8 protein-coding genes are annotated in these 12402 nt (G+C 64.7%); 3 read left to right on the plus strand and 5 right to left on the minus strand.

Features of this window, described 5'->3' with window-relative positions:
• The 4 genes from treZ to ACSLE4_RS09595 form a co-directional block, all read right to left on the minus strand.
• The coding region (treZ, locus tag ACSLE4_RS09580; RefSeq protein WP_435904233.1) for a malto-oligosyltrehalose trehalohydrolase at nt 1-1607 on the minus strand (1607 nt) is incomplete at its 3' end.
• The gene (glgX, locus tag ACSLE4_RS09585) at nt 1607-3679 is read right to left on the minus strand and encodes a glycogen debranching protein GlgX (protein ID WP_435904234.1); all 2073 of its coding nucleotides are present in this window, start codon (nt 3677-3679) and stop codon (nt 1607-1609) included. The genes glgX and treZ, both read right to left, overlap by 1 nt.
• Nucleotides 3676-6963 carry a maltose alpha-D-glucosyltransferase gene (gene treS, locus ACSLE4_RS09590; protein WP_435904235.1) on the minus strand — a complete coding sequence of 1096 codons (3288 nt, stop codon included), beginning with the start codon at nt 6961-6963 and terminating at the stop codon, nt 3676-3678. The genes glgX and treS overlap by 4 nt, the downstream gene beginning before the upstream one ends.
• 162 nt (nt 6964-7125) lie before the next feature.
• The gene (locus ACSLE4_RS09595) at nt 7126-8547 is read right to left on the minus strand and encodes an alpha,alpha-trehalose-phosphate synthase (UDP-forming) (protein ID WP_435904236.1); all 1422 of its coding nucleotides are present in this window, start codon (nt 8545-8547) and stop codon (nt 7126-7128) included.
• Nucleotides 8548-8814: 267 nt separating this feature from the next.
• On the opposite strand from ACSLE4_RS09595, the gene otsB reads away from it, so the two are divergent.
• The 3 genes from otsB to ACSLE4_RS09610 all read left to right on the plus strand — a co-directional run bounded on the left by otsB (nt 8815) and on the right by ACSLE4_RS09610 (nt 11796).
• Complete coding sequence (gene otsB, locus ACSLE4_RS09600) at nt 8815-9546, plus strand: trehalose-phosphatase (RefSeq protein WP_435904237.1); 732 nt, start codon at nt 8815-8817, stop codon at nt 9544-9546.
• A 134-nt stretch (nt 9547-9680) separates the two neighbouring features.
• On the plus strand, nt 9681-11036 hold the full coding sequence (locus ACSLE4_RS09605; protein ID WP_435904238.1) for a hypothetical protein: 1356 nt from the start codon (nt 9681-9683) through the stop codon (nt 11034-11036).
• A gap of 196 nt (nt 11037-11232) precedes the next feature.
• Nucleotides 11233-11796, plus strand: a complete 564-nt coding sequence (locus tag ACSLE4_RS09610) for a hypothetical protein (protein WP_435904239.1) — start codon at nt 11233-11235, stop codon at nt 11794-11796.
• On the opposite strand, the gene ACSLE4_RS09615 is transcribed toward ACSLE4_RS09610, so the two are convergent.
• On the minus strand, nt 11783-12402 hold a 620-nt coding region (locus ACSLE4_RS09615; RefSeq protein ID WP_435904240.1), incomplete at its 5' end, for a metallophosphoesterase family protein. The genes ACSLE4_RS09610 and ACSLE4_RS09615 overlap by 14 nt on opposite strands.

Genomic DNA, 12402 nt, shown 5'->3' on the forward strand with positions numbered 1-12402 from the left:
TTGCCGTCGATCGCCTCGACCTTGCCGGCATTTCCGCCAATGCTAGCCAAGCGCGGCACCACATGGGCCATGCGCGCGGCGATCAAGCTTCGCACGAGGTTGAGCCGCGCCGTGGCCGTGGGGGCGAGCACGCTCGCGGCGAAGGTTTCGAGCGCATTGGGATCGGACACGAGGTTCTTGGTGTAGGCTTCGGCGAAGGACTTGTTGTTGCGAAACTCCTCGTTGCGGCCCTTGCGGACGGCCTCGGCGAGATCGCCGGTGAAGTCGGTGAAGAACTGAAACGGACGCACCTCGCCGTACTCATCGCCCATGAAGAGCAGCGGGATGTGCGGCGCGAGCAGGAGCAGCACCAGCGCGGCGTCCACTGCTTCCGGTTTGGCGAGGGTGGTGATGCGGTCGCCTTGCGCGCGGTTCCCGGTCTGGTCGTGGTTCTGAAGAAAGTCGACGAAGGCGGTGGGCGGAAGATGCTCCGACGGCTCGCCGCGTTCGCGATTCTCCCGGAACGGTGACGGCTCGCCCTGATAGCCGAAACCCTGCGCCATGGTCTCGGCGACGCGCTTGGCGGGTGCGTCGGCATAGTCTTGATAATAGCCGGCGTCCTCGCCCGTGAGCAGCGACTGCATGGCATGATGCCAATCGTCGTTCCATTCGGCGGTGAAGAGGCGCGGTCTGTTAGTTGCGTCGAACTGCAAGAGCCGGGTCGTGTTCTCGTCGTCCTCGATGGTGAGATGGATGTGCCGGTCGGGAAATTTCGCGCGCACCTCGCGCGCCATCTCCGCCAGGATCTCCTCTTGCGAAGGGTCTTCGATCTGATCGATGGCATCGAAGCGAAGTCCGTCGAAGCGGAACTCCTCAAGCCAATAGAGCACGTTGTGAATGAAAAACTGGCGGACAGGCGCGCGGTCGAAGGCGATGGCGCCGCCCCAGGGCGTGTGCCGTTCCGGGTGGAAGAAGTCAGGCGCGTAGAGATGGAGATAATTTCCGTCGGGCCCGAAGTGATTATAGACCACGTCGAGCAGGATCATCAGCCCGCGTTCATGGCAGGCGTCGACCAGCCGCTTCAGACCTTCCGGGCCGCCATAGATGCTGTGCGGCGCGTAGAGCAGCACGCCGTCATAGCCCCAGCCGCGATTGCCCCCGAACTGCGCCACCGGTAGAAGCTCGACGGCGGTGACGCCGACATCGGCGAGACGATCGAGATCGCGGGCGATGCCGTCGAAGGTCCCGTCGAGCGAGAAGGTCCCGGTATGCAGCTCGTAGAGGATCGCCTCTTCCCAGGGGCGGCCTTTCCATTCGGGCGTGCGCCATTCATAGCTTCGCGGGTCTACCAGCCGGCTCGGCCCGTGCACGTCGCCCATTTGCGCCCGCGCGGCCGGGTCCGGCACGCGCATGCCGTCCGCCAGGACATATTGATAGGCCCCGTCCACGGGAACCGCGTCGGTGACGACCTCGAACCAGCCGTCCTCCATCTTCGCCATGGGAACGGTAGCGCCACCTTCGGCATGGAGCGCGACCATGTTCTGGGCCGGCGCCCAAAGTCTGAAGCGGGCGCCCGCGTCGACAAGCTCGGCGCCCCACGGTAATGCATGCGCGAAGCGCGCAGCCATCAGTCGGTCCTTTCGAACAGCAGGAGCCCGCGTCCCGGTATGGTGGTCTTGCCGGTGGCGATCGGCGCATCGGGACGTACCAAACCTTTGGCCGAGTCGCAAAGGAGCCGCCAGCGCAAGTGACGCTTGCCGAAATACGGAAAGATAAAGTCGATCGGATCGGCGTCCGCGTTGAACAGGAGCAGCAGGATGTTGCCGCCGCCGGCGAAGGACGCGCCGATGCATTTGGCCACCGGGTCTTTCCAGTGCTCCGCCTGCTTCTCCTCGCCGTCGGGCTTGAACCAAGCAATGCTCTTGATGAGCGGTGCCACGGGCTCGCCGTGTAGGAAATGCTTGGTGCGCAAGAGCGGTATCTGCGCCCGCAAGCTCACGACACCTCGCACGAATTCGTGGAAGGCGCGGTCGCGGTCGCTCACATTCGTCCAGTCGACCCAAGAGACCTCGTTGTCTTGGCAAAAGGCGTTGTTGTTGCCGCCTTGCGTGCGGCCGATCTCATCGCCCATTTGCAGCATCGGCGTGCCGTGGCTGAACAACAGGCTTGCCATGAAGGCGCGGCGCACGCGGTCGCGGCGATCGAGGATGACGGGGTCGTCGGTCGGTCCCTTGGTGCCCCAATTGTAACTCCGGTTGTCGGCGTGGCCGTCCCGGTTGTTCTCTTGGTTCGCGTCGTTATGCTTCTTGTTGTAGGAGACGAGGTCGGTCAAAGTGAAACCGTCATGGGCCGTAATGAAGTTGACGCTCGCCCACGGTTTGCGGCCGCGGTGATCGTAAATCTCGGCAGAGCCCGATATGCGGCGCCCAAGCGCCGGCAGCATCCCCATGTCGCCCTTCCAGTAAGAGCGTAACCCGTCGCGCCAGAGGTCGTTCCATTCCGCCCAGCCCGGCGGAAAGCCGCCGACTTGGTAGCCGCTTTCGCCGAGGTCCCATGGTTCGGCGATGAGCTTCACCCGGTTCAAGACGGGGTCTTGGCCGATCGCATCGAGAAAGGACGCGCTCGGGTCGAAGTCCGTGTTGTCGCGGGCGAGCGCCGAGGCGAGGTCGAAGCGGAAGCCGTCCACGCCGCACTGCTCGACCCAGTAGCGCAGCGAATCCAACACGAGTTGAAGCACGCGCGGATGGCCCACATTGAGCGTGTTCCCGCAGCCCGTCGTGTCGTGATAGTGGCGTTTGTCCTCGGCGAGCTTGTAGTAGGAAGCGTTGTCGATGCCGCGGAAGGAAAGCGTGGGACCGAGCTCGTTGCCTTCCGCCGTGTGGTTGTAGACCACGTCGAGGATGACCTCGATGCCGGCCTCGTGCAGGCGGTCGACGGTGTTCCGGAATTCCTCGATGCCGGCGCCGGGCGAGATATAGCGCTGGGCGGGCGCGAAAAAGCCGACACTGTTATAGCCCCAGTAATTGCTAAGGCCTTCCTCCACCAGGTGCCGGTCGTTGACGATGGCGTGCACAGGCAGAAGTTCGAGCGCCGTGACGCCAAGCTTGACGAGGTGGTCGATCACCGCCGGCTGGGCGAGCCCGGCGAACGTGCCGCGTAAGGGTTCTGGAACGTCGGGGTTGAGCGCCGTCATGCCCTTGACGTGCGCCTCGTAGATGACGGTTTCATGCCATGGCCGGTTGGGGCGCGGTTGCGCCGGGCGCATTCCGTCGGCGACGACCACGCATTTCGGCATGAAGCACGCGCTGTCGGTCTTGCTCTTGATTAGGTCGGTGCGTTTGGCGCCGATTTGATAGCCGAACAGGCAGTCGTCCCAGATAAGTTGCCCCGCATAGGCCTTCGCATAAGGGTCGAGCAGCAGCTTGTTGCGGTTGAAGCGGTGCCCGTCGCGCGGGGCATAGGGCCCATGCACGCGGTAGCCGTAAAGCTGTCCCGGCGCCAGCCCTGGCACGTAGCCATGCCACACCTCGTCGGAGTATTCGGGCAGCGTGATGCGCTCTGTCTCCGTGCCGCCCTGATCGAACAGACAGAGATCGACGCGGGTCGCGTTCGCGGAGAACAGGGCGAAGTTGACGCCGCGGCCGTCATAGGTCGCGCCGAGCGGGCGTGGGTTTCCGGGACCGAGCTTCAAATCCGTCAATCGTCGTCCTCCGGCGGGCCGTCCAACGGCTCGACCAATTCAAGGGCGGCGCGCAAGGGGATCGGCAGTACGACCGGCCGGTTCACGCCTTCGTACAGAATCTCCTGAAAGAGCTTGTCGGCCAGGAACAGCGGCAACAGCTCGCCGCCGGCAAGATGCGAGCCGCTCGCCGAGTCGTCGCGGGCCATGCCGTAGGCGCGCAAGAAGCGCCGCTCGGCGAGCGAGCGCCAATTGAGGGCGCGGGCCTCGATCTCGTCGAGTTGACTAGCGCCGCGCTGCCTTTGACGATCGACGGCGGTGCGCGCCGCGTAGTCGAAGGAGCGCAGCATGGTGGCGATGTCGCGCGAAGGCGGCGCTTTCTGCCGGCGCTCGTCAACCGGCTGATCCGGCTCGCCCTCGAAGCCGACGATATAGACGTCGTTCGCCGACACGAGAACCTTGGCGAGATGATAGTCGTTATGCAGGCGGATCTTGTTGCCGCGCGCGCTCGTGGGGACCAGCGTGTCGATGCGTTTCAGCATGGCGGTGCGCAAGGTCAGCAACCTGGCGGCAAGTTCCTGCACCTCCGCATCAGCGGTGTCGGGCAGTGTCTCGATAGAGGCGAAAGCCTGCTCGGCGCGCGCCACGGCTCGGGCGCGCCATTCTTCGAGGTCCGCGTCCGAGACGGGTTCGGGCGCGAAGTCCGGATCGCTCGGGTCGGCATTGGCAAGCGCGCGGTGCAACTCACCGGTCCGCACGCCGATAGTCTCGACCAAGGAGAGCGAATAGGGAAGTCCGCCATTGCCGTCGCCGGAAAGCGCTACGTCTTCCAGCTCGCGGTCGAGCGCATTGACCACGACCGTCCAGCCGTCGCCCTGGTTGCGCACATGCTCGAAAGCAACGGCCAAAGCCGTGGGCGTGCCGGCGGCATCCACATACTCGACGGCGCCGAGATAAGGCGGGCTGTTGGCGAAGTCCGTTTTGGACAGGAAGCGGCCCATCTCGATGCCGGGATCCATGCCGGAGCGCAGCCTGCGGGAAATCTTCAGGTTCACGCGGTCGTCGAGCGTGCGCGCCGTGTGGGCATGCTCGCCGGTCTCCACGCGGCGCACTTCGAACTCTTCGGAAAGGTCGAGCGCGCGCAGGGCGTCGCTCGCGTCGAAGCGGAAGGCGCCGTCGACCGCCGGCAAGGTCTGGTGCTCGCGCATGGCATGCAGCAAGGCCCGGGGAAACGTCTCGCCGTGCGCGGCGTCGAAGACGAGTCCGGCCCGCGGCCCACGCCTAATCTTGGCAAGCAGATAGGGCAGCAGCGGGCTGTCGTGCCGCAAGTCTTCCTCGCCCCAGGACAGGGCGATCGGCAGGAAGTAGCGCTGGGCCGCGCCGTCCTCGAGCATCACCTTCGCGCAAAGCAGCAGGAAATTCTCGCGGCCAGCTTGCGGCAGCTCGCCGATACGCTCGGGCGTGGCGGAGGCGATGACGGCGTCCTTGGGACCGAACCAGCGCTGGCGCGCGATATAGGTGGGCAACAGGTCGTGGACGATGCGGTCAATGCGCGCGCTGTCGCCGCGCTGACTGTCCACGATGTTCCACCCCTCGCTAAGGATGAGGGTCTCAAGCTCGGGGAGGGACTCGGGCGCCAGGTCCGGCAAGGACGGGAGTTGCGCGGGATCGGTGAGGGTAAACCAGTAAAAGCCGTAGGCCGGCATCGTCAGCAGATAAGGCAGCGTGCCAATGGGCGGGAAGGGGGAGGCGCCGGTCAGCTCGACCGGGACGCTGCCCTTCTGGCTCGAAAGATCGAGCTCCACGGCTTGCGCAGAGCGCGACAGGTTGAACACGCACAGCATCACGTCGCCTTCGTACTCGCGCAAATAAGCGAGAACCTTGCGATTGCTCGGGCGCAGGAACGTCATGTTGCCGTTGCCGAAGGCCTGGTGGGTCTGGCGCACGGCGATCATGCGCTTCGTCCAATTGAACAGCGAGCTGGCGTGCTTCTCCTGGGCTTCGACGTTGACCGTCTCGTAGCCGTAGATCGGATCCATGATCGGCGGCAGAAACAGCCGTTGCGGATCGGCGCGGGAGAAACCGCCATTGCGGTCGGCCGACCACTGCATTGGAGTGCGTACGCCGTCCCGGTCGCCGAGATAGAAATTGTCGCCCATGCCGAGCTCGTCGCCGTAATAGAGCACCGGCGTGCCGGGCATGGAGAGCAGAAGCCCCGTCAACAGCTCGATCTTGCGCCGGTCGTTGTCGAGAAGCGGAGCGAGCCGGCGGCGGATGCCGAGATTGAGCCGCGCCCGCTGGTCCGTGGCGTAGGTCTCCCACAAATAGTCGCGCTCGGAGTCGGTCACCATCTCCAGCGTCAACTCGTCGTGGTTGCGCAAAAAGATCGCCCATTGGCAATCCTCGGGGATCGGAGGCGTCTGACTGATAATGTCGGTGATGGGATAGCGGTCCTCGCGGGCGAGCCCCATGAAGATGCGCGGCATCAGAGGAAAGTGGAACGCCATGTGACACTCGTCGCCGTCGCCGAAATACGGGCGCGTATCCTCCGGCCATTGATTGGCCTCGGCGAGCAGCATGCGGTCCGGATAGCGCTCGTCGAGCTCCGCGCGGAACTTTTTCAGGAGCTCATGGGTCTCGGGCAGGTTCTCGTTATTGGTACCCTCGCGCTCCAGGAGATAGGGCACCGCGTCGAGACGTAGGCCGTCGACGCCCATGTCGAGCCAGAAGCGCAACACGCGCAAGATGTCGGCGAGGACGCGCGGGTTGTCGTAGTTCAGGTCGGGCTGGTGCGAATAGAAGCGGTGCCAGAAATACGCCTGGGCCACCGGGTCCCAGGTCCAGTTGGACGTCTCGGTGTCGAGGAAGATGATCCGCGTGCCGGGATATTTCTGGTCGGTGTCGCTCCACACATAATAATCGCGCCACACGGAGCCCGGCTTTGCCTTCCGCGCCCGCTGAAACCATGGATGCTGGTCGGAGGTGTGGTTCACCACCAGCTCGGTGATAACCCGGATGCCGCGGTCGTGCGCGGCCGCGACGAATTGGCGGAAGTCGCGCATGGTGCCGTAGGTGGGATTAATCGAAGTGTAGTCGGCGATGTCGTAGCCGTCGTCGCGCAAGGGCGACGGGTAGAACGGCAACAGCCAGATCGCGGTGACGCCGAGGTTCTGGAGATAGTCGAGCTTCTGCATCAAACCTGCGAAATCGCCGACCCCGTCATTGTCGGAATCGAAGAACGCCTTGATGTGCAGCTCATAGATGACGGCGTTCTTGTACCAGTGCCGGTCGTTGCGATCGATCATGACAACTCAGTAAGGCTGGGGGGCCGGGCGATGACGTCTCGAAGGGCGCCTTGATAGGCGGAACCTTCGTCGAAAGTAAGGGGCTTCAAGCCTCTCGACTAGAGGCCACGGGGCCGCGCTCAGGCGCGGGTCGCAGGCCAGGCGGAATGGCGCCTCTAAAGGCTAGGCCGCCCCGAGCTTCTTGGGAAACAGCTTCACCGGGTCCGTGTCGGACTCGGCGAAGGACTGGATGAAGCTGTCGCGCCAATTCGCCAGGTCGTAGGTCTCGATCCGCTGCCACAGCCGGTTATGGCGCGCCCAGCGCTCCTGGCGGGGCATGGTCAGCGCGCGGTCCAACGCGCGTGCCATTTCGTTGATGTCGTGCGGGTTGATGAGGAGCGCCTCGCGCAGTTGCTCGGCCGCGCCGGCGAAGCGGGACAAGACGAGCACGCCAGGGTCCTGAGGCGCTTGCGCGGCGATATATTCTTTGGCGACCAAGTTCATGCCGTCCCGCAGCGGGGTGACGAGGCCCACAGCGGCTTCGCGGTAGAGCCGGGTCAGAATGTCCTGCGGCACGCCGTGATGGATATAGGTGACCGGCGTCCAGCGTAGGTCGCCGAAGAGGCCGTTGATGCGGCCCACCAAGCGCTCCACGTCCTCACGGATCTCCTGATAGACGGGCAAGATCTCGCGCGTCGGCGGGGCGATCTGCACCAGCCGCACCTTGCCGCGATGCTCGGGGAACTCTTCGAGCAGCTGCTCGAAGGCGCGCAAGCGCTCGGGCAGCCCCTTGGTGTAGTCCAGGCGGTCGACGCCGATGATCGTCTTCATGCCCTCGCCAAGGTCGGGAAGGATCGGGCCCTTGCTGCTCTCCGCCTCGGCCAGCTTGCGGAAGGCGGTCGAGTCGATGCCGATGGGAAACACGCAAGCGGTGGTGGTCTCGCCTTGCGCGGCCATGCGGTCGCCGTGAAGCGGTTCGCCGTCAAGCGAAGCGGCCACGTAGCGGCGGAAATTGTCGCGGTCGGAGCAGGTCTGGAAGCCGACCACGTCGTAGACCATCAGCGCGTTGCCGAGACGCTTCTGACCCGGTATGGCCGCGAAGATCTCGGGCGAGGGGAAGGGCGTGTGCAGGAAGAAGCCGATGCGCGAGGTGCAGCCGCGGCCGCGCAGCTCCTCGGCCAGCGGGATCAGATGATAGTCATGCACCCAGATCAGGTCGTCGGGCTCGATCAGCGGCATTAGCGCGTCGGCGAAGCGGGCGCTGACATTGAAATAGATCTCGTTGTGCTCCTCGTTGCATTGGGCCAGATCGAGGCGGTAGTGCAGAGAGGGCCAAAGACAGCGGTTGGCGTAGCCGTAGTAATAGCCTTCGGCTTCCTGCGGCGTGAGGTCGATGGTGGCTACGGTCAAGCCCGAGATGGACTCGACCTTGGGCGGCGTGCGAAGCGCGTCGTCGGTCACGTCGCCGCTCCAGCCGAACCAGACGCCCTGCGAGGCCTTCAGCGCATCGCCTAGCGCGACGGCCAGGCCGCCGGTCTGAAACTTGGCGCCGAAGTCCGCGAGGCGATTGGAGACGACAACGAGCCTCCGCGACTTTGCGGTCATGTCATGCCTCCCGGCGTCGGCAGGCGTTCGATCGGCAGACGAGCCAAATTGCACACTTGAGACGTTGGATGGCATCTTCCGTACCCGTTTTGGATGACGCCGCCATGTCCCACCTCTCCTGGAGCGTCTCATTTTAAACGGAAATCGTCACAATGGGTTCCTAACATGAGCAAAATTGTTCTACGTCTGGCGTACAACGCCGTCGCTGCCAGGGCTCCATCGGGTGGCATCTATCACGTTGAAATTACGGATTGATCTTGAGGCACCATGACTGAGATTTTGCCGCCCGTTGTCCGGAACAGTGCCTTTTTCTTCGATTTCGATGGCACGCTGGTGGAGATCGCCTCGCGGCCCGATCTCGTGCAGGTGGAGCCCCGTGTGCGCGATCTGCTCCGCGCCCTAGACGATCGGTTCGGTGGCGCGGTGGCCGTCGTTACGGGTCGTCCTCTCGATGTGGTCGACGGCTTTCTCGCGCCTCTTGCCCTTCCGACGGCGGCCGAGCACGGCTCTGTCCGGCGCGGCGCATCGGGGCGGATGCATGCCGGCGATAAGGGCAACGAGGTGATCGAGGCGGCGCACCGCATGCTGAAGCCGTTGGCCGAGGCGAATCCCGGATTGATCCTCGAGCGCAAAAGCTCGTCCGTGGCGCTGCATTATCGGCAGCGTCCGGAGCTTTCCGAGGCTTGCGCCGCGGCTGTCGAAGAGGTGGTCGCGAAAAATCCCCGCCTCGTGATCTTGCCGGGCAAGATGGTGTTCGAGCTCAAGCCCAAGGGCGTGGACAAGGGGATCGCCGTGCGCGCGTTCCTGGAGGAAGCGCCATTCAAGGGGCGTGTGCCCATCTTCGCCGGCGACGACGTCACGGACGAGCATGCCTTCGCCGTGGTGAACGAACTCGGCGGCATCACCATCAAGGTCGACGACGGCGAGACGCAAGCGAAATACCGCACTGACCGCAGCGGCTTGTTCGATTGGCTCTCGGGGCTGGCCGAAAAGCCCTAAAACGCAACGCCCCGCGCGTTCTCCGCGTTAGCCTTGCGCGCGCGTCAAGCCTTACAAGCGGCGCCGAATAGCCCTATATGGAAGAGGGGTCCGGGGGGGAGCGGTTAACTTTTAGCTCCGAGGTGTCAAAAGACATGCTGGACGACATGCCACGGCAGGGCACCGCCCTTGTCGCAACTTCTAGCGCCGATGTGGCGGACTATGACGATGCGGCTTCGCACGAGCCGGCGAAGGCTGGCCGCCGCGCGCGCGCGGTCAAGCAGAAGGTCGTCAAGCCGTCCGCGCTCGGCATGTTCCTCAAGCCGATTGGCATCGCCATCGGGCTGGTGCTGATCGCCTATGCGCTGTTGTCGCTCGGGACCACAGTCTACCGCAGCTACTACCGGCACCTCGACCATACCGCCGCGGTCCATCCGGACCAGAGCGTGTTCGATATCTTTTTCCCCAGCAAGAGTCTGCCCGCGGACGCGGTCGATCTCGTCGTCAAGGACGTTGACGGGACGTTGCACCGGGTCGTGGCCAGCAAGTCCGAGGCCGACGAGTTCGTCAACGACACCATCCTGATGCTCGATCAGGAGCGCGCGCGCATTAAAGAGGTGGCGCATCAGGACCTCGACAGAAGCTTCGCGCTCGCTTTTCAGGATCGCGAGCAGACGATCGCCGCCTATGCCGATTGGTTCTTTGCCTGGAAGCGCTCCTACGTGGTGCTGAAGGAGACCGTCTCCTCCGCCGTGAGCCGCTTCTTCGAGACGGGTAAGTACGAGTCGCTTTCCGAGGCCATCGGGGCCGATGTCGAGGCGTATTTCCTGCGCAATTACACCGAGCAGGTGTTGAAGCCCGAGCTTCGCGATCAGACCATCACCAAGGGCGTCGAGCAGTCGGTGCGTCATGCCCATGACAGCTACCGGCGGGTCATCGCCAATGGCGACATGCGGCTTCAGCTGTTCCTCGCCAAGAATACGAGCCACATGGAGGACATCCCGGCGACGACGTCGATGACCAACGTCAAGCTCGACTGGGATGCGCAGAAGTGGAAGGCGCCGGTTTATCTGATGGAGGATCGCGCGTTCGACGGCGTTGTCGGCGTGGGCACGGCGGCGGCCGGCGGCACGGTCGGCGCGCTTACCTTGGGCCGCGCGATCAACGGCATTGCCAGCCGCAGCTTTGGGCAGATGTCGGCGCGGGTCGCCACCTCGCTTGCGACACGGGCGACGCCTGCGCTGCAAGGTGCGGCGGTTGGCACCGCCGTCCAGCCCATGGGCGGCCAAGTGATCGGCGCGGCCATCGGCGTGGCGATCGGCATCGCCATCGACTATCTCGCCAACGAGGCCAACGAAGCCATCAACCGCGAGAGCTTCGTCGCCGCCAACGAGGAGGCGCTTGACGCCTCCATCACCGCTTGGAAGTCGGGGCTTGAGGCCAGCGTCGACACTGCCATCGACAAATGGTTCGATGATGCGAGAGCCTCCGTTGTACTCGCCTCCCAATAAGTTTCCCGCCAACCTGTTGCCGCGGCCTTTCGGGCAGGGCTCCAAGCCCAGCCACGCGCCGTGGGTCGCGGAGAACGGGGCCGCGCCGCCAAAAGCCGGGTTTCCCAAGGATTTCGGCCCGGAATTTGGGTCGCATTTCCGCCGCTTGGCGGGCTATGCTGAGGCCAAGAGGGAAAACGGTAAGGGCGTTACGGGGATGGAGGAGAGCGTCAAGGCGATCGCGCGCCCGGCGGCGAGCCGCTCATTGCGCGAGGCAATACGCAAAGCCCGTCTGGACGAGGCCGAGCGCCTCGATGTCACCGCGGACCATCGCGACGGCGAGATCGCGCGGCTCGAGCTGCTGAAGGCCGAGCTCGAGACGGTGTTCGCCGAGATCCCGAAGCAAGACGACCGTTTCAATCTCACGCTTGTGCCGAGCCGCCCCGCGCGGCTGTGGATCGATCTCTTCACCTATGTGGCCATCGACGACGGCTCGGGCGCCTATCTCTTCATCCGCAACAGCGAGAACGGCCGCCGCACGCTGTTTAGCGCGAGCAATGTGGCCGATGTGACGGACCGCATCACGGCCTATATGGCGCAGGAGATCGTGCGCCGGGAGCGGATGGAAGCGGCGATCTTGGAGCCGGGTCCGCGCCAGAAGCTGTTCGCGGAGCCGGAGCGCTCCGGCCCCGGTACGGGCGTCGTGCTGTCGGCCTTCATCATCGGCCTGCTGACCGGCGCCGCGGGGCTGTTCGCCGCGGTCTGGCTCAGCGTTCCCTAAGCACGCGCCGCTCGCACTCCCACACTTGATCGCTGCTCGCGGCCGCGCGGCCGACCATGTCCACGCGCCAGCCGTTGCCCGCGCGTCCGATGTTGTACTCGTTGTAGCGCGCGGCCGGTGCGCGGCCTTCCACCGCTTCGGAGGCGGACGGCACGCCGACGACGATCACGGGTCCGCTCACCGTGTCGAGCTCCCGCACGGTCTGCTCGTGCTTGTGGCCATGCAGCACGAGTTCGGCGCCATGCTCCCGCAGCACCTCGCGCAGCTTCTTGGCGTCGCGCAAGCCGCGTTGCCATCCCGACTGGCCGGGAAACGGCGGGTGATGGATCAGCACAACGCGGAACAGACCTTCGCGGCCGAGCGCGTCTAGGGCGCTTGCCAAGTATTCGCGCTGCGTCTTGCCGATCCGCCCCGCGGCGATAAACGGCATGGTGGGAATTGCCGAGGACAAGGCGACGATGGCGATATCGCCGAAGCGGCGCACGAAGGGAAAGCCGGTCGCAGGCGTCAGGAACAGCGCTTCGCCGGCTTCGTTCGCCCGCATATAAGGCTGCCAGTGTCGCGTGCTCTTGTCGGGGTGCAGCCGCACATAGGCGTCGTGATTGC

This window comes from Methyloceanibacter sp. (assembly GCF_051306395.1).
In the GTDB taxonomy this organism is placed as follows: Bacteria; Pseudomonadota; Alphaproteobacteria; order Rhizobiales; family Methyloligellaceae; genus Methyloceanibacter.